Consider the following 26,329-nt stretch of genomic DNA (forward strand, 5'->3'; position numbering starts at 1 on the left):
GGTCCACCCCGGCCTGATCGATCGAAGCGCCCCCACCCGCGGCCGGGCACGACGTCAGGTCTCCGGCCTACCACGCGCGGAAGATGGCCTTGTGTTCGATGATCTCCACGGGCACCCCGCTGCGGTACCGGTGGGGAATCTCGGCACGCGCACGCTCCACGTCGCCGGTCACCCCGACGGGCACCACCTGCCCGATGTAGTCGTAGCCCACCGACGCGACGGTGATGCCCCGCGCCGCCCAGTACGCCCGGTCGGCGATGATCTGGTCCGCGCGGGCCTTGATCTCCCTCGCCGAGTAGCGCGCGTCGAAAACCGCGACGCAGTCGCGGGCGAACTCGCGGAGCACGTACTCGTCGAACGCGCTCGACGGCTTGCGGAACACCTCGATCCGGTCCCGTGGACTGGCCAGCCGTCCGCCCGCGTACACCTGCGGGAACCTCCGCTTCACCGCCGGTTCCACCCGGCCGTACAGCTCCATGAGCTTCGGTTGGTTGGCGGGCAGACCGTGCTCGTCGTCGGCCCCCGCGCTCGGATCGGCGGTGGCGCAGCCCGCCGTGAGCACGACCCGACCCGTCGGCACGTCCGACGGCGTGGTGGTGGTCGACGGCACCACCGCCCCGCTCGGCGATGGCGCGACGCTCCGGCTCGGCGACGGCGAGACGGTGGGGCCGGCCGAGCGCGTCGCCGGAGCTGATTCCCTGCCGCCCGCGACCGTCGTCGTGGCCGAGGGCTGGAGGCCGGCGACCAGCGGCAGCGTCACCGCGGCCACGGCCAGGACCACGCCGCCCGATGCGGCGAGCCGGCGACGGCGGCGCGTCCGACGCCCACGCGTCACCACGTTCGCGCTGTCGAACGGGCTCGGCGGTTCGCTGCCCAGCGCGGTCGACAGCAACCGCCGGACGTCGCGTTCCTCCATGTCGTTCACGCTCCCTTCTGCTCGATCAGGAACCCGTCACCGAGACGCACGCGCAGCGTGTGCAGCCCCCGGGAGGTGTGGCTCTTCACCGCCCCGACGCTGCACCCCAGCGCCGCAGCGGTCTGTTCGACCGACAGGTCCTGCCAGAACCGCAGCACCAGCGCGGCGCGCTGCCGGCCGGGCAGCCCGGAAAGGGCGTCGAGCACCAGTCGCTGCTGATCCACCTGCCCGGTGCGGTCGTCCGCGGCCCGGTCCGGCAACTGCTCGACGGGGTGTTCCCGCCGTCGCCACGGCCGGCGCCACTCGTCGGTGAGAGAGCGGGTCAACACCCGCCAGGCGTACCCGTCGATGTCGTCCCGCCGGGTGAGCCGTGGCCACGCCAGGTAGAGCTTCGTCAGGGTGGTCTGCGCGGCGTCGTCGGCCGCGTGCCAGTCGCCGCAGATCAGGAACGCCGCGCGCCGCAACGCGGACGCCCGCGCGTCGACCCAGCTGGTGAACTGCTGCTCGTCTTCCCCGTGCATCGGCTGCGCGTCCTCTCCCTCGGGTCATACACGGGCCGAGGGCGCGGGCAGGTTTACCCGCGCCCTCGACGAATTCCGCGTACCTAGGGAGTCAGCCGGTGCAGGTCACGGGGAAAGGCGGTGACCTCGCGGACGTTGGCCGCGCCGGTCAGGCGGGCGACGAACCGCTCCAGGCCGATCGCGAAACCGCCGTGCGGCGGCATCCCGTGCCGGAACGCGTCCAGGTAACCGGCGTACGGCTCGACCGGCTCACCCCGCGCGGACAGCGCCGCCAGGTAGTCGGCGTGCCGGTGCAGCCGCTGCCCGCCGGTGACCAGCTCCACGCCCCGGAAGAGCAGGTCGAAGCCGTTGCTGTGGCCCGGCCGGACGGGGTCGGGGTGGGTGTAGAACGGTCGCTTCGCCATCGGGTACCCGGTGACGAAGAGGAAGTCCGAACCGTGCTCGCGGCGGGCCCACTCCCCCAGCGCCCGCTCGTGCGCCGGGGCGAGGTCCGGCTCGTCGGCGGGCGCGCCCGCGACCTTGAGCGCCTCGGTGAAGTGCACCGCCGGGAACTCCTCCGGCACGGCCGGCAGTTCGATCCCGAGGGCGGCCACCGCGCCCGCGGCCCGCTCCGCGACGCCGTCCAGCATCCCGGCGAGGACGTCGCGCAGCACGCGCATCACGTCCCGGTGGTCGGCGATGAAACCGAGTTCGACGTCGAGCGAGGTGTACTGCGCCAGGTGCCGGACGGTGTCGTGCGGCTCGGCCCGGAAGGCCGGCCCCACCTCGTACACCTTCTCGAAGACACCGACCATCAGTTGCTTGTAGAACTGCGGCGACTGGGCCAGGTACGCCGGACGGCCGAACCAGTCCAGCTCGAAGACGTTCGCGCCCGACTCGGTGGAGGAACTCACCACCTTCGGCGTGTGGATCTCCACGAAGTCACGGCTGTCCAGCGCCGCCCGGAAACCGGCCACGCTCGCCGCCGACACGCGCAGCGCCGCCGAGCGCAGCGGATGACGCAGGGCGGTGGGCGCGTGGTCGAGCTGGGTGGGCAGGCTCGCGGTGAGCGCCGGCCGGTACAGATCGAACGGCGGCGGCACCGCGGGCGGGCCGAGCGGACGTACGACCGGGTCGGTCAGCTCGACCCCGGCGGGCGCCGTCGCGTTCGCCACCACCGTGGCGGTCACCTCGACGACGGTCTCCTCGGTCAACGCCTCGACCTGTGCGCGGGCCGCCGGGTCGGTCACCACCACCTGCGACAGGCCGGCGGCGTCCCGGACGATCAGGAAGGCCACCGACTTGAGCAGCCGGCGACGGTGCGCCCAGCCGGCGATCCGGACGGTCGCACCGACGTGGGCGGGGAGCTGGGTGGAGAGGATGCGTTGCACGGTGTTACCTCCTCTTCGAATCGCAACGCGATCCCGGGAGGTGCGGGCGAGCGGGTCCTCGCGGTGCCACCACACCTTCGCCCCCGCCTGCGCGGGGGCCTCGTTCGTCGCCCGTGACGTGGGCCAGCCGGCGGGCTCTACTGGGCGTCGCCGTTCGGCGGCACGCCGTTCTACCCGCAGCTCGGGAGGGTCTTCACGGGTCCGTCGCCAGACCGCCTCACAGCACTTCGGCGGCTCTCTGCACTGGCGGGTCGGGCCGCTACTCGGCTCCGTCGTCGCAATTGCCGAGGACACTAACACCGATCACCGCCGGATGTGACAACGTTTTCCGCCGTGCCGGTGTCCGGCGTCACAAGCCTTCGGGACGTGACGCCGGTCGCCTGAGGTACATCGACAGGCACCGTCGGGCGTAGGCTCGGTTTCGTGACGATCGAGCACTCCGCGCCGACGACCGGCCAGGCCGCGCGTACCGCGACGCCCGCCCCAGAGGGGCGGCGCATGCTGCGGATCGAGGCCCGCAACGCCGAGACGCCGATCGAGCGCAAACCGCCGTGGATCAAGGTCAAGGCCAAGATGGGGCCGGAGTACACCCAGCTGCGCGGGCTCGTCTCGCGGGAGGGGCTGCACACCGTCTGCCAGGAGGCCGGCTGCCCCAACATCTACGAATGCTGGGAGGACCGCGAGGCCACCTTCCTCATCGGCGGTGACCAGTGCACCCGCCGCTGCGACTTCTGCCAGATCGACACCGGCAAGCCGGCCGAGTTCGACGCGGACGAGCCGCGCCGGGTCGCCGAGTCCGTGGTGTCGATGGGCCTGCGCTACGCCACCGTCACCGGTGTGGCCCGCGACGACCTGCCCGACGGCGGCGCCTGGCTCTACGCCGAGACCGTCCGCCAGATCCACGCGCTGCAGCCCGGCTGCGGCGTCGAGCTGCTGATCCCCGACTTCAACGCGGTCCCCGAGCAGCTCGCCGAGGTGTTCGGGTCCCGCCCCGAGGTGCTGGCGCACAACGTCGAGACCGTTCCACGGATCTTCAAGCGGATCCGGCCGGCGTTCCGCTACGAGCGGTCACTGGACGTGATCCGGCAGGCCCGCGCCGACGGGCTGGTGACCAAGAGCAACCTGATCCTCGGTATGGGCGAGGAGCGGGCCGAGGTCTCCCAGGCGCTGCGCGACCTGCACGAGGCCGGCTGCGAGCTGATCACCATCACCCAGTACCTGCGCCCCACCCCCCGCCACCACCCGGTCGAGCGGTGGGTCAAGCCCGAGGAGTTCGTGGAGCTGCGCGAGGAGGCCGAGGAGATCGGCTTCGCGGGTGTGATGAGCGGGCCGCTGGTGCGCTCGTCGTACCGGGCCGGCCGGCTCTACCAGCAGGCACTCGCCGCTCGCGAGGCCAGCCCGGTCGCCACCGCCGGCTGATCCGCGCCCCTGCCGGTCCCACCGGCCGGCAGGTGCCATGATCGGGTGATGACGGCCGGCGTGCGCGAGGAACTCCGCGACGTACCCGGTGCCCTGCCGGGCCCCCGGTGGGCCCGGCTGGCCGGCGTGCTCACCGCTGTGGCGCTGCTGGGCGGGGTCGGCTACCGGATAGCCCTGCTCGCCTTCGACGCTCCGCCGACGAACAGCGACGAGGCCACCATGGGGCTGGCCGCGCTGCACATCGCCCGCGGGCAGGACTTCCCGGTGTGGTTCTACGGGCAGTCCTACATGGGGACGCTGGAGGCGTACCTGGCCGCGCCGGTGCTCGCGGTGACCGGGCCGTCGCTGTTCGGGCTGCGCCTCGTCACGGTGGCGCTCTACGCGCTCTTCGTACTGCTCGCCTGGCGGTTGACGCTGCGGCTGACCGGGGACCGCTGGTTCGCGCTGCTGCTCGTGGTGCTGCTCGCGTTCGGCTCGGATCGGATCGTCAAGAACCAGCTCATCGCGGGCGGCGGCTATCCCGAGATGAACCCGGCCGGCGTCGCGCTGGCCCTGCTCACGTACGGCCTCTGCACCGGCCGGCCGGGCCGCCGGCTGCCGCGGTGGGCGGCCTGGGGTCTCCTCGCCGGGCTGATGCTCTGGGTGGACCCGCTCGTGCTGCCGTACGTGGTCGGCCCCGGTGCGGTGCTGCTGGCGTTCCGGTGGCGGGAACTGCGCGGCCGGGCCGGCACGGTGCTCGGGGTCGCGGTCCTGGTCGGCGCCGCGCCCCTGCTCGGTCACAGCCTGGTCTCCGGCCGGAACCCACTCGCCGCCGTACTGGCAGCGGCTTCCGGTGGCGCCGGTGTGCCGGCCGGCTGGGCGGACCGGCTGCACGGCGGTCTGCTGCTCGGTCCGCCACTGGGCATGGGTTTCTGCGCCCCCGGCAACTGCGCGACCTGGCAGCTCTGGTGGGCGTTCGCCCTGCCGGTGCTGCTCGTCGTCGGCGCGGTGACCGCCTGGCGCGCGCTGGGCGTGACCCGCGCCGACCGCGCGCCCGGCGGCGCCGCGAACCGCGCCGGCAGCGCACGCCGTGCCGACGCTGCCGGCGGCTCAGATCTTAAATCCGGTACGACGACCAACCGCCCAAGATCCACCGAGGGCGGAGCGACGGAGGGCCGCGTCGGAGCGGCCATCCGGCTCGCGCTCCTCGCCGCGGGGGTGGCCACGCTGGCCGCGTACACCCTGAGCAGTTCGGCGGGGCGGACCCCGGTGGAGAGTTCCCGCTACCTGTCCTGCCTGCTCATCTCGCTGCCCGCGTTGCTCTGGCCGCTGTGGCGCGCCGCCCGGAACCTGGTCGACGGCTCGGGGCTGGCCGGTCGGCGCGTCATGACGGCTGGACCGGAGCTCAGCGCAGGGCGAAACCGAGTCGACGGGACCGGCCGGCGGCCATTGTCCGGCCGACGGGTCGGCGGGGTGCTGGGCGTCGTCGTGTTCGTGGCGACCCTGGGGAGCTCGGGCTACGCGACGTACCGCGCGATCGGTACCGCCCCCGCCGCCCGGGCCGCCGAGGCCCGGCACGCCGAGTTGGTCACCGCGCTGCGCGACCTCGGCGTCCGGCACGTGTACGGCGGCTACTGGACCTGCAACCGGCTCACCTTCGCCAGTGGCGAAGACGTGGTCTGCGCGGTGGTCGACGACGAGCTTCGGCCTGGTTTCGACAGGTACGCCCCCTACCGCCGGGCGGTGGCCGCGTCGGCGGCACCGGCCTGGGTCGCCCCGACCGGCTCCCCGCTCGCAGCCCGCCTCGACGAACGGATGCGCCTCGAACCGGGCACCCTCGGCCTGGTCACCATCGACGGCTACCGCATCTACCTCGCGCACGCCTGACGCCCGCCGCCTCGCCCAACACACTGCCGGCAGCAGCCAACAACGCTGACCCCACGCCCAAAGATCGTGCTGTTTCCTGGATCGAGTGGCATTCCGGGCGCGCTGAGGCCACTGGATCCAGGATCGAGCACGATCTTGCGGTCGGGCGCCGCCGACGCGGGCTCGCCGCTCGCAACAGGGACAGGAAAAACGGAGCGCCGTCACCGCGCCCGGTCTGCCAGCTCGTCGCGGCGTAGCCCCGCCCGAGCCGCGCGGCGCGGCACGAGGCAGCACCGCACAACGCGGCACGCCACGGCACGGACGGCGCAAGGGGGCAGGGCACGGCACGGGGCGGCACGGCCCGCAAAGGCACTGGGCCCGGCCGCGGATCACGCTCACCGACGGCGACCACTAGACTCTGCGGCATGGCAAAGCCCCAGGAGAAGGTCTCGTTCGGCCAACGGCTGAAGCAGATCGGGATGGTGTTCCAGTTCACCGCGAAGCAGGACCGGTGGTTCGCGCCACTGGTCGCCGCGGCGGTGCTGATCCCGATCGCGCTGACCGTGGTCGCGACGATCTTCTGGGGCTGGATCTTCATCCCGCTGGGCATCCTGTTCACGCTGCTCGCGGTGCTGATCGTGCTCAACCTGCGCTCGAACAAGGCGATGATGAACGCCGCCGAGGGGCAGCCGGGAGCGGCGGCGCAGATCATGGAGAGCATGCGTGGCGACTGGCGGGTCACCCCGGCGGTCAGCTCCACCACCCAGATGGACATGGTCCACCTGGTCGTGGGCCGGCCGGGCGTGATCCTGCTGGCCGAGGGGAACCCGCAGCGGGTGCGCGGTCTGCTCGGCCAGGAGAAGCGCCGGCTGGCCAAGGTGATCGGCTCGGCGCCGCTGCACGACTACGTGATCGGCCAGGGCGACGACGAGCTGCCGATCCGTAAGCTGCGCACGACGCTGATGCGGTTGCCGCGCAGCCTCAGCGGCAAGGACGTCAACGCGCTGGACAAGCGTCTCAAGGCTCTCAGCGCGCGGCCGCAGATGCCCAAGGGCGCGATCCCGAAGAACATGCGGCCGCCGCGGGGCGCGTTCCGCCAGACCCGGGGCCGCTGACCCCGTCGTACGTCGAAGGAGCCGGACCCAGTGGGTCCGGCTCTTTGCTTGGTCCCGGTCCTTGCCCGGGCACGGCACCTACGCCGTCACCGAGCGCGAGACCGAGCCGCGGGCCCGGAGGCGTCGGTCACGCCGGTCGTCGCCACGCGTCTGCCCCGGTTAGCAGCGGCTCCGGCGGGATCGGACGGTTGATCGACTCGGGCTCCTGGAAGTCGGGGTGTCCCGGGCAAGCGGATACCCCGACCTCAATGACCCCGAGTCGATCATGTGGGTCAGACGGAGGTGAACACCTGAGCCGGTCGCAGGTCAGACGGAGGTGACGACCGAGCCGCTCGCGCGGTCGTGGAGGCCGCGGCGGTGCGCGTCCATGATCAGGGCAGGCACGACCAGGGCGAGGAGCAGACCACGCAGCAGGCCGCGGAACACCCCGATCCGGCCGCCGTCGAACCAGGACACGCAGCGGATCCGGGTGATGTACATGCCGGGCGTCTGAGCGAACAGACCGAGGAAGAAGCCGTACTCGAACACGAGCACGAGCACCGGGGCCCAACCGTCGCTGACCGGGTTGGCGAAGATCCGCGCCGCCAGCAGGCAGAGCACCCAGTCGATGATCAGTGCGCCGAACCGCCGGCCGATGCTGGGCGGGGTGAAGGAGGGGTCGGCGGCGGGCGGCACCAGGTGCGGATCACGCGGGTTGGTCACAGCGGTCAAGGGTAACCAGCGGGTTGGGCGTCGACCGGCGCGGACCGGAGTAGCGTCTCCGCCAATTCCGACAACAGGGACTCGCATTACTAGAATGGCTCATACCGGTGCCACCTGCCCGTCAGACCGGCGCGGATGACCAGCGTCGATGACGCTCCGCGAGGGCCGTAACACAGCAGAAACACTCAAGACACGGCCGGGCAACCGCCCCGCCATAGCGTCGCCAGAAGTACCAGCCACCAAGTGCAAGTGGACGTGCCAGGAGGACGTGTGTTCGCCAACCCCGAGGAACTTCTGCGCTACCTCAAGAATGAGGACGTGAAGTTCGTCGACGTACGTTTCTGTGACCTGCCGGGTGTGATGCAGCACTTCAACCTGCCGGTCGAGTCCGTCGACGACGACATCTTCACCGAGGGCCTCGCGTTCGACGGCTCCTCGATCCGCGGCTTCCAGGCGATCCACGAGTCGGACATGCTCCTGCTCCCGGACGTGGCCACCGCCTTCATCGACCCGTTCCGCGCACAGAAGACCATCGCGCTGAACTTCTTCATCCACGACCCGTTCACCCGCGAGGCCTACACCCGGGACCCGCGGAACGTGGCGAAGAAGGCCGAGGCCTACCTTGCGGCCAGCGGCATCGCCGACACCGCGTACTTCGGCGCGGAGGCGGAGTTCTACATCTTCGACTCGATCCGGCACGAGACCTCGGCGCACCAGTCGTTCTACTACATCGACTCGATCGAGGGCGCCTGGAACTCGGGCCGCGAGGAGCCGGGTGGCAACCGCGGCTACAAGACCCCGTACAAGGGTGGCTACTTCCCGGTGCCCCCGGTCGACCACTACGCCGACCTGCGGGACAGCATCGTGCGCCGGCTCGTCGACAACGGCTTCACCGTGGAGCGCTCGCACCACGAGGTGGGCACCGCGGGCCAGTCCGAGATCAACTACAGGTTCTCGACGCTGCTGCACGCCGCCGACCAGCTGCAGCTCTTCAAGTACATCGTGAAGAACGAGACGTGGGCGCACGGCAAGACCGCCACCTTCATGCCGAAGCCGCTCTTCGGCGACAACGGCTCCGGCATGCACACCCACCAGAGCCTCTGGCTCAACGGTGAGCCGCTCTTCTACGACGAGACCGGCTACGCCGGCCTGTCGGACACGGCCCGCTGGTACATCGGCGGCCTGCTGCACCACGCCCCGTCGCTGCTGGCGTTCACCAACCCGACGGTCAACTCGTACCGCCGCCTGGTGCCGGGCTTCGAGGCGCCGGTCAACCTGGTCTACTCGCAGCGCAACCGCTCCGCCTGCACCCGGATCCCGGTCACCGGCAGCAACCCGAAGGCCAAGCGCGTCGAGTTCCGCGTGCCGGACCCGTCGGCCAACGTCTACCTCGCCTTCTCGGCGATGCTGATGGCCGGCCTGGACGGCATCAAGAACAAGATCGAGCCGCCGACGCCGATCGACAAGGACCTGTACGACCTGCCGCCGGAGGAGTGGGGCGACGTCAAGCAGGTGCCGGGTTCGCTGCCGGAGGTGCTCGACCGGCTCGAGAGCGACCACGACTACCTGCTCGAGGGTGGCGTCTTCACGCCGGACCTGATCTCGACGTGGGTCGAGTGGAAGCGGGCCAACGAGGTCGACCCGGTGCGCCTGCGCCCGACCCCGCACGAGTTCGCCATGTACTTCGACTGCTGACGCAGCCGCTTCATCCCGGCCGGGCCGGCTCCGCACCAGCGGAGCCGGCCCGGCTTCTATGTGTCGGCCACCGTAATACCTTCGCGTCCGATATATTGCGCGGGTGGACACACCGCTACGCGAACCCACCTTCCTGATCCTCACCGCGCTGGCCGGCGCGCCGCTGCACGGCTACGGCCTGATCCGCGAGGTCGCCGCCCTCTCCGACGGCCGCGTCACCCTGCGCCCCGGCACCCTCTACGGCGCGCTCGACCGGCTGGTCGACGCCGGGCTGGTCGACGTCGACCGGGAGGAGGTCGTCGACGGCCGGCTGCGCCGCTACTACTGCCTCTCCCCCGTCGGCGACGCCACCCTCGCGGCGGAGACCGAACGGCTGCGCCGCAACGTCGAGGCGGCCACCGCCCGGCTGCGGGAGCGGGCCCACGCCGCCCGACCCGCCACCCCGCGAGCGGCCGGAGGGCTGGCATGACCGACCTGGAGCGCCGCTACCTTCGCCTACTGCTCGCCTACCCCACCGGCTACCGCCGCTCCCGTGGCGCGGAGATCGTCGGGACGTACCTCGACCTGGCCGCGCCGGGCCGCCGCTGGCCCTCCCTCGCGGACGCCGCGGACCTCCTGCGCGGCGGCCTCCGCCAGCGGCTGCGCGCAGCCGGCGCCCCCGACCTGATCCCTGGCGTACGCCTCGCCGCCGTACTCGCGTTCCTCACCGCCACCACTTTCGCGGCCGCCTGGTCGGTGCTGGAGCTTCGTCCGCCGCCCGCCGTGTTCGGGGTGCCCAGCGCCGGGCCGTTCGTCTCGCTCGGCATCGGGGCGTGGATCGCCTGGCTGCTCGCCGCGGTGGTGTACGCCCTGGCCCCCGGTCGGTGGGCCCGGCGTGCCGTCGCGCTCGCCCTTCTCCTCACCCTCGGCCTCGTTCCCGCCGCCCCGCTGGTCGGCCTGCCACGCCCGCCGCTGTTCGTCCTGCTGCCGCAGGTCGCGTTGGGCCTGGTCGCGCTCGGCCTACCGGACGCGCTGCCGGCACCGCTGCGGGCGGCGCCACTGGTCGCCGTGGGCGTCGTCGCCCTCGCGGGGACCAACGTCCACCTGCTGTCCCCGGCCGTCTTCGGAGGCAGCTACTACGTCACGTCGGCGGTGCCGGTGCTGCCGGGTGCCGCCGTCGCACTGCTCGCGGTGGCGGTGCTGCTCGCGGCCGGGCTCGCCCTGCGCGCCGACTCCCGGGGCGTCTGGGCGGCGCTGATCCTGCTCACCCCCATCGGCCTGCTCGCGCTGCAGCCGCTGGCCGGAGCGATCGACGGGGTCGGGCACACCGTCGCGGTCTGGTCCGAACTCGCCGCAACGGCCGTCGTGATCGGGGTGGTCGGCCCCGCGCTGCTGCCGCTGGCGCTCGCCCTGCGCCGCCGCCCGACCCGCTCACCCCGCCTCACCCCGCGCTGACCGCGCGTTGGTCATGAGGTTTGCGGCGATGTCGATCTCGAAGTCCGCCGCAAACCTCATGATCAACCGGGTAGAGGTCCGGGGGTGGGGGCGCGGGGGGTGCGCGCGCGGCGGGCCACGGTCCGAGTCAGCACGACCAGTAGGGTCAGGACCAGGGCGGTCATCGCAAGGGCGCCAGGGGCCTTCGTGAACCGGGCCAGGTTGGTGCCGTCCGGCAGCGTCAGGAAGCACGCCACCGCGCTGGGCAGCACGAACCAGGTGGTCCGGGCCGCCGTGACCGCCAGCAGCGCCAGCGGCCAGGTGGCGTACCAGGGGTGGAAGACCGGCGCCAGCACCACCGTCGCGGTCAGCGCCAGCCCGGCCGCGTACAGCGTCACCCGGGGACGGGCCCCGGCCAACCGGGCCACCCGCTGCCGGACGTCGTTCAGTCTGCGCAGCGCCGTCCAGGCGCGCCACCAGAGCACCACCAGCACCCCGGCCAGCAGGAGCAGGCCCACCGCCCGCGCCACCGGGACCGCGTCCGGATCCCGGCCGGCGAGCGCCCCCGCGTAGTCGACGACGAACCCCACCGCCGTCGGCGGCGAGGTCCACTGCTCGGAGTCACCGCTGTGGCTCAGCCCGCCGACCCAGCCCAGCCCGAGGCCGGACAGGAGCGAACTGCCCGCCAGCGCCGCGAGCACCCCGCCGGCCAGCCGGCCGCCGTCGCGCGCCAGCGCGCGTACGGTGTACCGGCCGTGCACCGCCGCCAGCGCGGCGTACGGGAGCACCACCACCGCTGTCGCCTTCACGGCCACGGCCAGCCCCAGCAGCGCCCCGGCGACGAGCAGCGCACCCGCCCGGCCGGGCAGGCGGACCAGCACCAGCAGACCGAGCAGGAGCAGCCCGAGCATCACCGCGTCGTTGTGCGCCCCGGCCAGCAGGTGCACGCCGACCAGCGGACAGGCCAGCAGCAGCCACGCCGCCCGTCGGGTCGGTACGCCGGCGGCCCGGGCCAGCCCCGGCAGGCAGAGCGCGGCCAGCAGCACCCCGGCCAGCGCGAAGAGCCGCAGCAACACGATGGTGCCCGTCAGGCCTCCGCCCAGCGTCACGGCCAGCGCGGCGAGCAGCACGAAGACCGGGCCGTACGGGGCGGGAGTGTCCCGCCATATCGGCGACACGGCGTCCACCCACGGGCAGCCCGCCTCGGCCACCCCCGTGACGTACGGGTCGACGCCGTGCGCGTACGCCCAGCCCTGGCAGGCGTACGAGTAGACGTCCCGGCTGCCCAGCGGGGCGGTGACCAACAGCGGCAGCGCCCAGAGCCCGGCGGTGCGGTACGCCCACCCGGTCGACGGCACGCCCCGCCGCAGCGCCAACCACGCGCCCACCAGCAGCCCGGTGCCGACCAGCCACGCGCCGAGCACGAGCAGCCCGTGCCGGCCCTGCCAGATGGTGACCGGGGTGACCCGCAACAGCGGCGCGGACGGCAGCGCACCACCGAGGTACCCGGCGACCGCGAGCAGCACCGCACCGGCCAGCCCGGCGTACCGTGCCGCGCGGGCCCGGCGCTGCTCGGCATGCTCAGCCCGGGCGGGGCCGTCCGGCGACTCCGCTCGATCGGCCGGGTTCGGACGCGCGCCGGGTCCGGTCACCGGCGGGGCCTCCTCAGTCAGTGCCGACGGTCGCGGCGACCGGCTGACGGGCCGCCCGAGCCGAACGTACCAACCGGACCACCACCACGATCACCAACAGCGTCATGAGCGGAGCACCGACCGTCTTGGTGTACCGGGGCAGGCCGGTGCCGTCCGGCAGCACCAGGAACGCCGAGACGACCGTGATCGCGGCGAACCAGTTGATCCGCTGCCGCGAGGTGGCCGCGAGCACCGCCAGCGGCCACGTCCAGTACCAGGGGTGGAAGAGCGGGGCGAGCGCGACCGTGGCGGTGAGCGCGAGCGCGGCGTGCCAGAGCGGCTCCCGGTGGCGGGCCCGGAACCAGAGCCAGACGAGCAGGATCGCCAGCACGCCCATGCCGATGCCCCGGGTGACCGGCAGCGGATCGCCGTGCCAGCCGAAGGGGAGCCCCAGGTAGGCGACCGTCTGACCGAGCGCGGTGGGTGGCGAGGTCCAGGCGACCACGAGGCCGCCCTGCTCCAGGCCGCTGATCCAGCCGAAGTCGAGGCCGGCGGCGAAGGTCGCCCCGACCACGGTGGCGACCGCACCGCCGACCACCCATCCGCCGTCGCGGATCAGCGCCCGGACGGAGAAACCGCCGGCGATCGCCGCCAGGGCCGCGAACGGCACGACGACCAGCGCGGTCGCCTTGATGCCACCCGCCAGCCCGAGCAGCACGCCCCCGGCGAGCAGCACGCCGGGGCGGCCCGGACGGGCGGCGACCACGGCCAGCCCGGCGACGAGCAGTCCCACCATCGCGGCGTCGTTGTGCGCGCCGGAGATCAGCTGGACGCCGATCAGCGGGCTGCCCAGCGCCAGCCAGACGGCCCGCCCGGCCGGTACGCCGCAGCGGCGGGCCAGCGCCGGGATGCAGGCCGCGGTCAGCACGACACCGGCCACCGCGAGCAGCCGGAACAGCACGATGGCGCCGACGAGCGAGCCGGTCGCCTTCACCACCGCGCCGGCGATCATCACGAAGAGCGGCCCGTACGGCGCCGGGGTGTCCCGCCAGATGAAGGAGATGGTGTCCAGCCAGGGGCAGGGCAGGGTCGAGACGCCCTGCTCGTACGGGTTGATCCCGGCCGCGTAGCTGGCGCCCTGGCAGGCGTACGCGTAGACGTCCCGGCTGCCCAGCGGCGGCGTGATCAGCATCGGCAGCAGCCAGAGCCCGGCGGTGACGAGCGCCCAACGGGTCGATGGCACCCCGCCGCGCAGCGACCACCAGGCGTACGCGAGCACGGCGGTACCCACGGCCCAGCCGATGAGGATCACCGGCCCGTACGGCCCCTGCCAGATGCTGAGCGGGGTCGGACGCAGATCGCCGTGCGGCATCGCTCCGCCGAGGAAGGCGGCGACGGCGAGCAGCGCGGAGCCGGCGAGACCGGTCCAGCGCGCGAGGTGGGAAGGCACCCGGACATGCTGCCAGCACCCGGTGCGCGGTCCCCAGGTGGGCCGGGGGGCGCTACGGACAGCGACCTTCGGGTGACAGGCTGCTGGTGACCGCGTAGGCGCCGGGAGTGCGGGCGCGAACGGTGGTCCAGCCGTCGGGGCCGGGGGCGAGGCAGCCCTCGCCGGCGTCGAGCGACAGCCACCGGGACCAGCGCACCCGGACCAGGACGTCGCCGGCGGCGTCGGCCGTGAACCGCACCCCGGCCGGCGTGGACTCGACGAGCGTGGCCGGCGCGGAGACCAGCGGAGCCGGTTCGATCACCTCGTAGAGCCGCCACCGCCCCGGCCGGGCGACCTCCCGCAGGTACGGCTGGCCGACGAGCACCAGCGCCGCCTCGGCCTGCGCGTACCGGTCGGGGGCGGCGTCCGGGGCGACCGCCACGAAGCTGACCGCGTTGCGCCGCAGCCAGTCGCCGTACCCGGCGGCGTCCGGGCCGGGGCCGTAGAAGAGTGCGTTCCGCTCGACGTCCACCTGCCGTTCCCACCCCCGGGCCAGCGGCACCGTCTCCGCCACGTACGCGCTCTCCCAGTGGTCGCGCAGCGGCACCACCTCGACCCGGCCGACCGGCGCCCGGCGGCCCAGCTCGTCGAGCAGCGGCTGGTGGAACGCCCGGTACGCGGGCGCGGTGCCCATCCGGGTGAGGTCGCTGGTGACCACCGGTGACTGCCACCACACCAGGACGGCCAGCAGGGCGGCGAGCCGGCGCGCGCCGACCGGCACGAACGCCGCGACCAGCGGCAACACGAAGAGCATCGGCAGGCGCAGCGCGTTCGAGCCGATCGGGCTCGGCAGGTGGTACGCCGCGACCAGCAGCAGCGCGGTCAGCGCCGCGCCGACGCGCAGCACGCGGACCGGTACGAGCGCGAGCACCACCACGGCGAGGGCGACGTTGATCCGCATGGACTCGGCGCTGAACGGCTGCGTTCCGCCGTTGCCGAAGAGCAGCGCCATCGGCGCCACGGCCGCCACCGGCACCAGGCAGAGCACCAGACTCTCCGCCCGTGGCCGGCGCGGCGACCACCCGCCCCGCCAGAGGTCGGTGAGCAGCAGCGCTCCCCCGGCGAGGCCGAGGAAGAGACCGGCGACCGGGCTGCCCCAGGTGGCCAGCGCGCCGAGCACCGCCCCCAGCAGCAGGCGGGCCCACCGGGGTGGCCGGGTGGCGTGCACGGCGCAGAGGGCGAGGAGCCCGAAGGCCAGGCCGACCGCGAACGTGATCCGCCCGCTGGCCAGGTTCCCCACCAGCACCGCCGCACCGAGCACCCCGCCGAGCAGCGGCCGGCGGGCCCGCCCGCGCAGCAGCAGCCAGGCCAGCGCCACCGCCGACGCGACGGCCGCGACCGCGCCGACCAGCCGTACCCCGACCACCGCGCCGAGGAACTGGGTGTAGAGGCTGTAGCCGAACTGGCCGTCCCCGCCGTACCAGGAGAAGTCGATCGGGGCGAGGCCGTTACGGCCGGCGAAGGTGGCCCGGGCGACCTGCGCGGACAGGTCGGTGCCCATCGGCGGGGCGAGCAGGAAGGCGCCGGCGAGCACCAGCACCGCGACGAGCGTGCCGAGCAGGGTGCGGCGGGGCTCAGCCGTCGAGGACCCGCTCCATCGCCGCCCGCGAGCGGCGGGCGGTGCGGAGGTAGTCGTCGAGGAACTGGCCTGGGTCGTCGGCACCGAGCAGTCGTACCACGCCGGCCAGCTCCACGCCGTGTCGGGGCAGCTGGTCACCGGCCCGGCCGCGGACCAGCATGAGCGCGTTGCGTACCTGCGCGGCGAGTGTCCAGCCGGCCGCCATCGCCGCGGCATCCGCCGGATCGACCAGGTCGGCGTCCCGGGCGGCCGCGAGCGCGTCGAGGGTACGCGTGCCCCGCAGCGCCGGTACGGCCCCGCCGTGGCGCAGCTGGAGCAGTTGTACGGCCCACTCGACGTCGGCGAGCCCGCCCCGGCCAAGCTTGGTGTGGGTGGCCGGGTCGGCGCCCCGGGGAAGCCGCTCGTGCTCCACCCGCGCCTTGATCCGGCGGATCTCCACCACCTGCTCACGGGTCAACCCGTCGGCCGGGTAGCGGACCGGGTCGACCAGCGCCTCGAACTCGGCGCCCAGGTCGGCGTCGCCGCAGACGAACCGGGCACGCAGCAGTGCCTGCGCCTCCCACACCCGGGACCAACGCGCGTAGTACTGCCCGTACGCGGCGAGGCTGCGCACCAGTGGCCCCTGCCGCCCCTCCGGGCGCAGGTCGGCGTCGATACCGAGCGGCGGATCGGGGGCGGGCATCCCCAGCAGGCGACGCAACTCCTCGGCCACGGCCTGCGCGGCCGCGCTGGCGGCGTTCTCGTCGGAGCCCGGCGCCGGATCGTAGACGAAGAGCACGTCGGCGTCGGAGAGGTAGTTCGACTCGTACCCGCCGAGGCGGCCCATGCCGATCACCGCGAAGCGCAGCCCGGGCTGGGCCGGCTGGGCGGCCCGGGCGATCCGCAGCGCGGCGGCCAGGGTGGCGTCGTTGACGTCGGCCAGCGCGGCCCCGACCCTCGTGACGTCGGTCAGCGCGGGGCGGACCGCGCCGTCCGGGCGGGGCGGGGCGGGAGCCAGCGAGCCGGCTCGGCTCAGCACGTCGGCGCAGGCGATCCGGACCAGTTCCCGGCGGCGCAGCGCGCGTACCGCCCGGGTCGCCTCGACCGGGTCGGTGTGCCGGGCGGCCGCGGCCGCGAAACCCTCGTGGAGCACGTCGCGGGGGCGCGGGACCAGCTCGCTCTCCTCGGCCAGCAGCCGCAGCGCCTCCGGCTCCCGGGCCAGCAGGTCGGCGGCGTACCGGGACGAGGAGAGCACCCGGGCCAGCCGGCGGGCGACCGGCCCCTCGTCGCGCAGCAGCCGCAGGTACCAGGGGGTGCTGCCGAGCTTGTCGGAGACCTGCCGGTAGTTGAGCAGCCCCCGATCCGGCTCCGGCGCGTCGGCGAACTCGCTGAGCAGCACGGGCAGCAGGGTGCGCTGGATGGCCGCCGTGCGACTCACCCCGCCGGTGAGGGCCTGGAGGTGACGCAGCGCCCCGGCCGGATCGCCGAAGCCGAGGATCTCGAGGCGGTGCCGGGCCGCCTCGGGGGTGAGTCGCAACCCGTCGGCGGGCACCCGGGCGACCGACTCCAGCAGCGGCCGGTAGAGCAGCTTGGCGTGCAGCCGGCGTACCTCGGCGGCGTGGCTGACCCACTCGGCGCGGAACGCCTCGACGGCGCTGCGTCCCGGGGTGGCCGTGTAGCCCAGCGCGGCGGCGAGCCAGCGCAGCGCCACCGGGTCGGTCGGCACGGTGTGGGTGCGGCGCAGGCCCTGCAACTGGAGCCGGTGCTCGACGCCTCTCAGGAAGCGGTAGCCACGCAACAGCGCCTCACCGTCGGCGCGGCCGACGTAGCCGCCGCCGACCAGCGCGCGCAGCGCCGGGATGGTGCCCGGTTCACGCAGCGACTCGTCACCCCGGCCGTGTACCAGTTGCAGCAGTTGGACGGCGAACTCGATGTCACGCAGCCCGCCCGGGCCGCGCTTGATCTCGCGCTCCAGCTCCTTCGGCGGTACGTGGTCGATGATCTTCCGGCGCATGGCGCGGACGTCCTCGACCGCCTCGGGTCGTTCGGCCGCCCGCCACACCAGCGGGGCGAGCTGGTCGATCCACTCCTGCCCCAACGCCAGGTCGCCCGCCGCCGGGCGGGCCTTGAGCAGCGCCTGGAACTCCCAGGTCCGGGCCCAGCGTCGGTAGTAGGCGAGGTGGCTGGCGAGCGTACGCACCAGTGGCCCGCGGCTGCCCTCGGGACGCAGCGCGGCATCCACCGGCCAGGCGACCAGGCCGCAGATGTGGATCAGCCGGGTGGCCACCGTAGTGGCGGCGGCCAGGTCGTCGTCGGAGTCGGCCACGAAGATGACGTCCACGTCGGAGACGTAGTTGAGTTCGAACCCGCCGCACTTGCCCATCGCCACCACGGCCAGCCTCGGCCCGGCGGTGCCCTCCGGCAGCTCCTCGACGGCGATCCCGTGCGCGGCGCGCAGGGTGGCGTCGGCCAGCGCGGAGAGCGCCGCCATGGTCTGCTCCAGCTCCCGCCCGCCGGTCAGGTCCGCCGCCGCGATCCGCAACAGCGCCAGCCGGTACGCCTGCCGCAGCCCGGCGATCAAGTTGCCGTCGCCGATCGGTTCCAGTCGCCCGTCGGCGGTCGGCTGTCGCCCGTCCGCGCTGGTACGCAGCACGCGCCAGTGGTCCGGGTTCGCCACCAGGTGGTCGCCGAGCGCCGACGAGGCGCCGAGCACGGCGATCAGCCGTGAACGCAGCCCCTCGTCGGCGTACAACTGCTCCAGCAGCGCCGACCCGGCGCCGATGCCGGCCGCTCCCGCTCCCCCGCCCGGGGAGCCGGTCGCGTCGGTTCCGGTGGCGGCGTCGCCCGCCGCGTCGGTTCGGGTGGCGGCGTTGCCGGCCGCCCGATGCTCGGCCTCGACGAGGCGGTGCAGCTGGCGAAGCGCCAGATCCGGGTCGGCCGCCCGGGAGAGCGCCGCGAGGAGTTCGCCCGCTCGCCCGTCGACCGGCTCCTGACCGTCGGGCCGCCACAGGCCGAGCCCGTCCGGCCCGAGCAGGTCGGCCGCCCGGGCGCCGCCGTCGCCCTGGGCCGTGCCGAAGCCGTACCGGGCGAGCCGGCCGGGCGCGCTGGTCGGCCGGGCCATCAGTGCCCGAGGAGCGGCAGGCTGCGACGCGGGGTGTCGTCGTCCAGCTCGCCGAGGGCCAGCGCCGCGAACCGGGCGGCGAACGGCTGCCAGACCTCCTCGACGTCGGCCATCACCGCGTCGCAGGCGGCCACCAGCAGCTCCGGGTCATAGCCCAGCTCCGCCAGCTGGCTGGAGGCGGCGGCCCAGGCGGCGATCATCGCGGTGTCGCACTCGATGTGGAACTGCAACCCCCAGGCCCGGTCACCCATCCGGAACGCCTGGTGCGGGTAGCGGGTGGAGGCGGCCAGCAGGGTGGCGCCGTGCGGAAGTTCGGTGATCTCGTCGGAGTGCCACTGGAGCACGTCCGGGATGAGTGGCACGTACCGGAAGAGCGGATCCTGCTCGGCGGCGTCCCGCCGGCCCACCACCGAGGGGCCGATCTCCGGCCCGGACGGGCTGCGCTCCACCCGACCGGCGTGCGCGGTGGCGAGCAGCTGCGCGCCGAGGCAGACGGCGAGCGTGGGCACCCGGTGCCGGACCGCCTTGCGCAGCAGTCCCTCGACGGTCGGGAACCAGGGAGCGCCGGGCGAGCCGTCCGGCAGCGGGTAGGCCTGCTGTTCACCGCCGAGCACCACCAGCGCGGCGTAGCCCTCCAGGTCGGCGGGGAGCTCGTCGCCGGCGTGCGGACGCACCACCCACAGGTCGAGCCCGGCCTCGGTCAGCCACTCGCCCAGCCGGCGGAGATCATCGGTCGGGTCGTTCTCGATCACCAACGCGGTTGCCACGCCGTCGAGGCTATCCGGTGCCCCACCGAACCCCGAACCCCCTCGGCCCGGTACGGCGACGGTGTCGACGCTCGCCCCGGCCGGGGTACCCGCCGCCGGGTGGGCGCAGCGCCGGCACGCGAGGCACGAGGATAGGCTCAGCCGCTGTGACCAGCGCTGCCCTCACCGTCCTACGTCCACCCGTGCTCCGCCCCGGCGACACGGTGATGCTGGTGTCCCCGTCCGGGCCGACCCGCCCCGAGCGGGTGGCCCGCGGTATCGAACTGCTCACCGGCTGGGGCCTGCGCCCGGTGCTGGCGCCGCACGCGTACGACCGGCAGGGCTACCTGGCCGGCGCGGACGAACTGCGGGCGGCGGACCTGAACGCGGCGTTCGCCGACCCGCAGGTACGAGGGGTGATCTGCACCCGCGGCGGCTACGGCGCGCAGCGGGTGGTCGACGCGATCGACATGGACGCCGTACGGCGGGACCCGAAGGTGGTGGCGGGCTTCTCCGACGTCACCGCGTTGCAGCTCGCCCTGTGGCGGGGTGCCCGGCTGGCCGGCGTCCACGGGCCGGGGGCGGCGTGGACGGACGAGCGGACGCCGCTGCGCTCCGCCGAGTCGCTGCACGCCGCGCTGATGACCACCGAACCGGTGACGGTGACCGCGGTGCCCGAGGAGGAGACCTACGCCGTACGGGTGCCCGGCCGCGCCACCGGCCCGCTGCTCGGCGGCAACCTGTGCCTGATCGCCGCGTCGCTCGGCACCCCGGACATGCCCGACCTGACCGGGGCGGTGCTGCTCGTCGAGGATGTGCAGGAGCCGCCGTACAAGGTGGACCGGATGCTCACCCAGCTGCGCCGGGCCGGGGCGCTCGACGGTCTGGCCGCGGTGGCGGTCGGGCAGTTCACCAACTGCGCCGACGGCTGGCCGGTGACCGTCGCGGACGTACTCGCCGAGCGCCTCGGTGACCTCGGCGTGCCGGTGCTCGGTGGCCTGCCGATCGGACACGGCGTCGGCCAGCTCACCGTCCCGGTCGGCACCGAGGCCACCCTCGACACCGCCACGGCGACCCTCACCGTCGCCCCCGCCGTCCGCTGACCCACCCGGTCGCCCTCGCCCCGTCGATCCTGAGGTTGACGGGGCCGAACCGGTCAATTCGCCCCGTCAACCTCATGATCACACCTGGGGTGGTGGGGTGAGGCGGGCCAGGCGGCCGATCTCGAGGGCGGCCCAGACGGTGCCGTCGGGAGCGACCGTGAGGCCGTGCGGCTCCGAGTTCGGGGTGGGGAGGTCGTACGTCTCGATCCGGCCGGCGACGTCGACGTGGCCGATCCGGTTACCGCCCCATTCGGTGAACCAGGCTCCGCCCACGGCGTCGCCGACGATCGCGTGCGGCCGAGCGGACCGGTCCGGCAGCGCGTACTCCCGGATCCGGCCGTCGGGGTCGATCCGGCCGAGCTGACCCGCGAGGATCTCCACGAACCAGAGCCCGCCGTCGGCGCTCGCGCTGATACCGACGGGGCCCGCGTTCGCTGTCGGCAGCGGATGCACGGTGACGCCGCCGGCCATGTCGACGCGGGCGAGCGCGTTCGCCTGGTTGAGCGTGCACCAGACCGTCTCGTCCGGCCCCGGAGCCATCATCGACGCGAACGCGCCGGCCACCGGCAGCGCGAAGGTGGTCGCCGCCCCGTCGGTGGCCACCCGGCCGACGGTGTCGGAGTTCATCCCGGCGTACCACAGCGCGCCGTCCGGGCCGGTGGTGATGCCGCACGGTCCGGTGCCGGGCGGCAGGGCGACCGAGCTGAGCTCGCCCGCCGTGCTGATCCGGCCGATCCGGTCGTCGCCGGAACGGGTGAACCAGAGCGCGTCGTCCGGACCGGGTGTGATGATCAGGGGCCGGCTCTCCGGCGCGCCCAGCGACCAGGTCCGAACCTCGCCGTCGACGCTCATCCGGGCGACACCACCGGCATGGACCAGCGTCAACCAGGACGCGCCGTCGGGGCCGGTGGTGACGCCGTACGGGCCGGCGCCCGCCTCGCTCACCGGGAACTCCTTGATCAGGGTGTCGATCACGCTGCCGCTCCTCGCCATCGCTCCGGCCGGGCCTGACGGTGCCGCACCGGCCCGCCGGCCGACCCTGCCGACGATCCGGCACCGGCGCAACCCGTTTGTCCCGTTCCTCGCCGAGACTCTCAGCCGGCTGACAGCCTCGCCACGGGTCCCGCCAAGCCGGCCTGGTCACTGTCGACGGGTCTTGGCAACACGACGACGAGATGGAGGACCGATGTCCCGCAGCATCAGGAGGAAGCACCTGCTGGCCGGCCTGGCCACGGCGGGCGTGCTCGGCGTCGGCATCGCCGCGCCGACCATGGCGTTCGCCGCCGACGGTGGCACCCCGACGCCGAGCGCCGGCAGCACCACCACGAACGGCGGCGCCCAGCAGAAGGCGGCCGGCCACCAGGGGAAATTCGCCGAGAAGCTCGCCAAGGAGCTGGGCGTGCCCACGGACAAGGTGACCGCCGCCCTGAAGAAGCTGCGTGACGAGCACAAGGCCGACCGGCCGCAGCGCCCGTCCGCCGAGGACCGGCAGGCACGGCTGAAGAAGCGCCTGGACCAGGCGGTGAAGGACGGCAAGCTCACCCAGGAGCAGGCCGACGCGATCACCAAGGCCGTCGAGGCCGGCGTCTTCCCCGGCGGCCCGGGTGGTCCCGGCCGCCACGGCGGTTGGGGCGGTCACCGCGGCGGCGCCAACGGCACGCCCGAGGGCACGACCGGCAGCTGACGCCCCGCACGCCCGTTGCCGACCCGGACCGGCGTACGGCCGGAACGCCGCAGTCGCCTGACCCCGGACCGGCGTGGGCCTGGCGCTCGGGCCGGGCCGCTCAGCGATCGGAACTCCGGCGACGTGGCGGTGTCGAACGCGAACACCGCCACGCCGCCGGCCCGGGTACAGCGGCGGACGCCTGACCGGTCAGGCGCCGGCCGGCGGCGGCGCGAAGACGCCGACGTGATTGCCGGCCGGGTCGAGCAGGTGGGCGAGGGTGAGGCCGTTCGGGTTCGTCTTCACCGGCACCACCACCTTGCCGCCGGCCGCCTCGGCGCGCCGGCAGGTCTCCGCCACGTCGGTCACCTGCACGTAGAAGATCGCGTAGTTCGGCCCGGTCCCGGCGGTGCCGCGGATCGCGCCGCCGATCCCGGCCCCGGCGCCCTCGGTCGTCCGGTACGACGTCTCCCCGGTCCCCTCCTCGGTGAAGCGCCAGCCGAAGAGGTCGCCGTAGAACCGCTGCGCCTCATCGGGCCGCTCGGTGCCGATCTCGAACCAGGTGACGGCGTTGCTGATGGTCATCTGTGGCCTCCCGTTCCACGCGCCGGCCACCCGGCCGGCGCTGTCAGGAGTCAGCCTCGACCTCGCTCGCGACACCGTGCTGTCGGCGTTTTCCGGCCAGGTCCACCACCTCCCGCACCAGCGGGCCCAACCGCCGCACCAGATCAAGGTGCTGCCTGCCGTACCGGGCCTCGAAGGCGGCGAGCAGCCCGGGGGTGAGGAACACCTCGCCGAGCCCTCGCTCGTGCAGGCGTACCAGCACCTCGGCGGTCACGCCGTCCAGAGCGATTTGGAGCTGGCCGACGCGGTCGCGCATCAGCGGGTTGACGATCCGGGCGAGCCGCAGATCCGTCACCTCGTTCGCGCCCAGCGCCCGCTGTGCGCAGCGCAGGAGCGCGAACCTCGCCGCCGGTTCCCCGAGCGGTTCGACCGGGCAGGCGGACAGCACCTCGGCCAGCAGTTCGGGAGACGCCGCACGGTCCGCGGCCAGCCGGTCGAACAGCAACCCCAGGAAGGCCGCCCGGTCCCACTCCGGCACCACCTCGGACACACCTGCCACCACCCGTACGCAGCGCAGGTAGACCTCGCGCCGTTCCCGCTCCGTCGCCGGTCGCAGGGGCAGGAGCCAGGCGTCCACCAGCGCCCGGGCGGCCGAGGCGGAACCGCCCGACCCGTTCTGGAAGACGGCGAGCGCGGTGGTCAGCTTGTCGAGGAACGGCTCGACGGCGTGCACCACCACGCCGGAGTCCGCATCGCAGGTCAGGTGGGCATTCCGCCGCAGCCGGGCCAGGAAGTCGCGCGACAGACCCCAGCCACTCCCCGCGCGCCCGGCGGGCAACCCCAACAGCCAGGCCACGTCCGCAGCGGGTGGAGCCGCGAGCCGATGGTGCGTCCAAATTCGGATGTCCCGCGCGCCGCCCTCCCCGAGTCGATCCAGCGCAAGCAGGTCGCTGAGGCCCTGCCACTCCTCCGGGTCGAGCTGGGACCGCCAGAGCCCCACCTGGGCCCGCCACTCGGCCACCGGATCGATGGCATCGGGAAACAACTGTCGCCCGGTCACCGAACCACCGGCAGCGAGGGCGAGCAGCAGCAGATTGGCGCTGTAGGCGGCGTAGCGGGCGGGCACCCGCAGCCGCCGGGGACGGTAGTCGTCGAACCGCCGCGCCCCCGCGTTGTACGGGGCCTCCCGGAACAGGCGCAGCAGCAGATCCGCCCAGGCGTCCCGGTGCGCGGTGCTCCGCCCGGCCAGCCCTTCGCCGAGGAAGGCGAGCACGGTGGCCCGGGTGCTCAGCACCGCGTACGAGAGCAACGCGTGCAGCAGGTCGTCGTCGACCCCCGACCCTCCGCGCCAGGACAGGCTGGCCGCAGCGTCCCGGGCGACCAGGTCGTCCACCACCTCTGCGGTGAGCCGGGCCACCAGGTACTCGCCGAACGTGGCGTGCAGGAACTCGTACGTCTCGCGCCGCCGCTCGTCGAGGGCGGCGCGGGACCGGTGTATGAAGAAGAATCGGCCGAGCACCACCTCCGCCGCCGCCAGCGGCACCCGGAGCCCCGGACGTTCGCGTGCCGGCGCGCCGCTCAGCGGCAACGCCGCCAGGTCACCGTCCAATTCGGTCGCGGTGACCCACTGGGCGCCCCGGTTGAACATCGCGAACGCGACGACGGCGAGCCGACGCAACTCCTCCTCGACCGCCCGGCCCAGCTCCCGATCGGGCAGGCCGTCGCGCTCCTTGACCACCTCGCGACGGGCGAAGCGGCTCAGCAGCCGCTCGTAGAGTTCCCACCGGCGCAGCTCCCCGGCCTGACGCAGGTCGCCGCCCTCCGCGTCGTAGAGCGCCAGCATCAGCAGCAGCAGAGGCTGCGTCGCCAGCTCGCGGTGCGACAGCACGATCTCCCGGTCCAGCGGGCGCGCGCCGAGCGCCCGGAAGGCGGCGCGATTGACCCGGTTCCAGGTCTCCACCCAGGTCCCGACCCGCGGCTCGTCGAAGGGCTCCAGCCGGACCGCGATGGTGCCGGGCGGCGACGGGGCCCGGTCCGCCACGCTGGTCCGGCTGGTCACCAGCACCGCCACCGGTCGACCCTGGTCTGCCTCGCGACGCTGGAACGCGGCCACCCGCCGCAGGTAGTCGGTCTGGCTGACCCCGGTCGCCTGCAGCAGCTCGTCGAACCCGTCGAGCAGGACGACCGGAAGCGCGTCCTTCGCGGACCGGGACAGGGTGGGCCAGTCGAGCCGTTCCCCGGTGTCGTTACGGATCGCCTGCTCGATCTGGTCCTGCAGGTCACCGGCGGCATGGACGTCGCGGAGCGTCACCCGGACCACGAGGAAGTCGGCCGCCGGCAGTTGCGCGGCGACCACGCGGGTCAGTACCGACTTGCCGGAGCCCGGCTGCCCGAGCACCAGCAGTGGGGCCCGGGTCGCGCCGGGCGAGGTGAGGTGCACGACGAGGCCCTGCCACAGGTCGTCGCGCACCGGCCGGCCCTCCCACCAGCTCTCGTCACTGGGCCGGGCGTTCGGGCCGAGTTCCGCGATCCGGCAGAGCGGCGGCACGTACGCCTCGCCGAGGGACGGCACGGTCAGCCCGGCCGGCACGTCGCCGGAGGCGATGATCGGTCGACGCAGCTCGGCGGCGTACGCGACACCGAGGGCGGCCCGCCGGTCGTCCGGCGCCCGCCCGGTCGAGATGCCGACCAGCACGCGCTGCATCTCGGCCAGCCCGAGCGAGAGGCGGTGCAGCTCCTGCCGGGTCGCCTCGTGCTCGTGCAGGCCGAGCCAGAACGACACCTCGGGGAAGTCGGCCGCGAGCTGGGTCAACAGGTCCCGGTGCCGGTCGGCGGCGGACTCCGGGAGACGGCCCAACGCCTGCTCGGTCGCCCGCCAGCGCCGGTCGAACAGCGTGTCGGCGATCGCCAGGCCGCGCAGGAACGTAAGGAAGGCCACCACCAGTTCCTGGTAGTAGCCGACGAGGGCCGATCGCAGGGCGGGGTAGGGCAGGTGCGGACCCGGGACCGGCGCGGGGGTGGCGAAGAGAGCGGCGGTGAGATCGTCGGCCGGGCGGGCCCCGGCCAGGATCAGCTGCTCGGACCGGCCGATCCTCAGGTCGCCGACGCTGAACGGCAGGTCCAGTTCACCCAGCTGCTCGAAGAAGGCGGTGACCGCGATGACGGCGTGCGCCGCCTCCAGCCGTCGCGTCCGTCCGTACCGCGACAGTCCGGAACGTTTCTCCGCGACGCCGCGCACCAGTTCGTGACCGAGCCGGACGAACTCCGTCCGCGCGTCGAAGATGCCGAGCAGTGCCGGCACCGGCACCGCGGCGACGAGCAGCGTGCCGGCCGTCAGCTTGTCGAACCAGTCGACGAGGCGGCTCTTCTCCCCACCCAGTAGGCGTACGGCGTCGGCGTAACCGAGTGCGTCGGGCACTGCACGCTCCTCCCGTCGGAGCTCCCAGAATGCCGTGCTG

20 protein-coding genes are annotated in these 26,329 nt (G+C 73.8%); 8 read left to right on the forward strand and 12 right to left on the reverse strand.

Going from position 1 to position 26,329, the window contains the following annotated elements; genetic code table 11:
- Positions 1-67 precede the first annotated feature (67 nt).
- From BXA10_RS05325 to aspS, 3 genes are all read right to left on the reverse strand, one after another.
- Positions 68-925, reverse strand: coding sequence for an RAD23 family protein (locus BXA10_RS05325; RefSeq protein ID WP_076468086.1), 858 nt, complete (start codon positions 923-925; stop codon positions 68-70).
- Entirely contained in the window at positions 922-1,437 is a 516-nt protein-coding gene (locus BXA10_RS05330) for a SigE family RNA polymerase sigma factor (protein WP_076468088.1), read from the reverse strand. The genes BXA10_RS05325 and BXA10_RS05330 overlap by 4 nt, the downstream gene beginning before the upstream one ends.
- 83 nt (positions 1,438-1,520) lie before the next feature.
- Positions 1,521-2,807 carry an aspartate--tRNA(Asn) ligase gene (gene aspS, locus BXA10_RS05335; RefSeq protein WP_076468090.1) on the reverse strand — a complete coding sequence of 429 codons (1,287 nt, stop codon included), beginning with the start codon at positions 2,805-2,807 and terminating at the stop codon, positions 1,521-1,523.
- Positions 2,808-3,230: 423 nt separating this feature from the next.
- Here aspS and lipA point away from each other — a divergent pair, with 423 nt between their 5' ends.
- The 3 genes from lipA (at position 3,231) to BXA10_RS05350 (ending at position 7,186) form a co-directional block, all read left to right on the forward strand.
- Positions 3,231-4,226, forward strand: a complete 996-nt coding sequence (lipA, locus tag BXA10_RS05340) for a lipoyl synthase (RefSeq protein WP_076468092.1) — start codon at positions 3,231-3,233, stop codon at positions 4,224-4,226.
- 48 nt (positions 4,227-4,274) lie between these two features.
- Positions 4,275-6,092: a hypothetical protein gene (locus BXA10_RS05345; RefSeq protein WP_076468094.1), complete on the forward strand. Its 1,818-nt coding sequence runs from the start codon at positions 4,275-4,277 to the stop codon at positions 6,090-6,092.
- A 404-nt stretch (positions 6,093-6,496) separates the two neighbouring features.
- Complete coding sequence (locus tag BXA10_RS05350; RefSeq protein ID WP_076468096.1) at positions 6,497-7,186, forward strand: DUF4191 domain-containing protein; 690 nt, start codon at positions 6,497-6,499, stop codon at positions 7,184-7,186.
- Positions 7,187-7,492: 306 nt separating this feature from the next.
- On the opposite strand, the gene BXA10_RS32030 is transcribed toward BXA10_RS05350, so the two are convergent.
- The gene (locus tag BXA10_RS32030; RefSeq protein ID WP_425436030.1) at positions 7,493-7,897 is read right to left on the reverse strand and encodes an RDD family protein; all 405 of its coding nucleotides are present in this window, start codon (positions 7,895-7,897) and stop codon (positions 7,493-7,495) included.
- A 261-nt stretch (positions 7,898-8,158) separates the two neighbouring features.
- Here BXA10_RS32030 and glnA point away from each other — a divergent pair, with 261 nt between their 5' ends.
- From glnA to BXA10_RS05370, 3 genes are all read left to right on the forward strand, one after another.
- Positions 8,159-9,583 (forward strand): type I glutamate--ammonia ligase, encoded by a 1,425-nt coding sequence (gene glnA, locus BXA10_RS05360; protein WP_076468100.1) that lies wholly within the window; start codon positions 8,159-8,161, stop codon positions 9,581-9,583.
- Positions 9,584-9,686: 103 nt separating this feature from the next.
- Positions 9,687-10,052: a PadR family transcriptional regulator gene (locus BXA10_RS05365; protein WP_076468102.1), complete on the forward strand. Its 366-nt coding sequence runs from the start codon at positions 9,687-9,689 to the stop codon at positions 10,050-10,052.
- Entirely contained in the window at positions 10,049-11,017 is a 969-nt protein-coding gene (locus BXA10_RS05370; protein WP_076468104.1) for a serine/threonine-protein kinase, read from the forward strand. Before BXA10_RS05365 ends, BXA10_RS05370 begins: the two co-directional genes overlap by 4 nt.
- Before the next feature lie 62 nt (positions 11,018-11,079).
- Here the strand turns inward: BXA10_RS05370 and mptB (BXA10_RS05375) are convergent, their stop codons facing one another.
- From mptB (BXA10_RS05375) to BXA10_RS05395, 5 genes are read right to left on the reverse strand one after another with little or no spacing between them, the layout of a single operon-like run.
- The gene (mptB, locus tag BXA10_RS05375; protein WP_175649128.1) at positions 11,080-12,669 is read right to left on the reverse strand and encodes a polyprenol phosphomannose-dependent alpha 1,6 mannosyltransferase MptB; all 1,590 of its coding nucleotides are present in this window, start codon (positions 12,667-12,669) and stop codon (positions 11,080-11,082) included.
- Positions 12,662-14,077, reverse strand: coding sequence for a polyprenol phosphomannose-dependent alpha 1,6 mannosyltransferase MptB (mptB, locus tag BXA10_RS05380; RefSeq protein ID WP_076468106.1), 1,416 nt, complete (start codon positions 14,075-14,077; stop codon positions 12,662-12,664). Before mptB (BXA10_RS05380) ends, mptB (BXA10_RS05375) begins: the two co-directional genes overlap by 8 nt.
- A 52-nt stretch (positions 14,078-14,129) precedes the next feature.
- Positions 14,130-15,779, reverse strand: coding sequence for a hypothetical protein (locus tag BXA10_RS05385; protein ID WP_139337885.1), 1,650 nt, complete (start codon positions 15,777-15,779; stop codon positions 14,130-14,132).
- Positions 15,691-18,795: a bifunctional [glutamine synthetase] adenylyltransferase/[glutamine synthetase]-adenylyl-L-tyrosine phosphorylase gene (locus tag BXA10_RS05390; protein ID WP_076468108.1), complete on the reverse strand. Its 3,105-nt coding sequence runs from the start codon at positions 18,793-18,795 to the stop codon at positions 15,691-15,693. Before BXA10_RS05390 ends, BXA10_RS05385 begins: the two co-directional genes overlap by 89 nt.
- Positions 18,795-19,562 carry a type 1 glutamine amidotransferase gene (locus BXA10_RS05395; protein WP_076468109.1) on the reverse strand — a complete coding sequence of 256 codons (768 nt, stop codon included), beginning with the start codon at positions 19,560-19,562 and terminating at the stop codon, positions 18,795-18,797. Before BXA10_RS05395 ends, BXA10_RS05390 begins: the two co-directional genes overlap by 1 nt.
- Positions 19,563-19,768: 206 nt before the next feature.
- Between BXA10_RS05395 and BXA10_RS05400 the strand changes: the two genes are divergently transcribed.
- Positions 19,769-20,644 (forward strand): S66 peptidase family protein, encoded by an 876-nt coding sequence (locus BXA10_RS05400; RefSeq protein WP_076468323.1) that lies wholly within the window; start codon positions 19,769-19,771, stop codon positions 20,642-20,644.
- Between the two features lie 78 nt (positions 20,645-20,722).
- Here BXA10_RS05400 and BXA10_RS05405 read toward each other — a convergent pair whose 3' ends face one another.
- Positions 20,723-21,619 carry a Vgb family protein gene (locus BXA10_RS05405; RefSeq protein ID WP_139337886.1) on the reverse strand — a complete coding sequence of 299 codons (897 nt, stop codon included), beginning with the start codon at positions 21,617-21,619 and terminating at the stop codon, positions 20,723-20,725.
- A 211-nt stretch (positions 21,620-21,830) separates the two neighbouring features.
- On the opposite strand from BXA10_RS05405, the gene BXA10_RS05410 reads away from it, so the two are divergent.
- On the forward strand, positions 21,831-22,328 hold the full coding sequence (locus BXA10_RS05410; RefSeq protein ID WP_076468111.1) for a hypothetical protein: 498 nt from the start codon (positions 21,831-21,833) through the stop codon (positions 22,326-22,328).
- A 189-nt stretch (positions 22,329-22,517) separates the two neighbouring features.
- Here BXA10_RS05410 and BXA10_RS05415 read toward each other — a convergent pair whose 3' ends face one another.
- Entirely contained in the window at positions 22,518-22,892 is a 375-nt protein-coding gene (locus BXA10_RS05415; RefSeq protein WP_076468113.1) for a VOC family protein, read from the reverse strand.
- A gap of 43 nt (positions 22,893-22,935) precedes the next feature.
- Complete coding sequence (locus BXA10_RS05420; RefSeq protein ID WP_076468115.1) at positions 22,936-26,289, reverse strand: NACHT domain-containing protein; 3,354 nt, start codon at positions 26,287-26,289, stop codon at positions 22,936-22,938.
- Positions 26,290-26,329: the final 40 nt, after the last annotated feature.

Source organism: Micromonospora avicenniae, from assembly GCF_900156065.1.
Lineage (GTDB): Bacteria > Actinomycetota > Actinomycetes > Mycobacteriales > Micromonosporaceae > Micromonospora > Micromonospora avicenniae.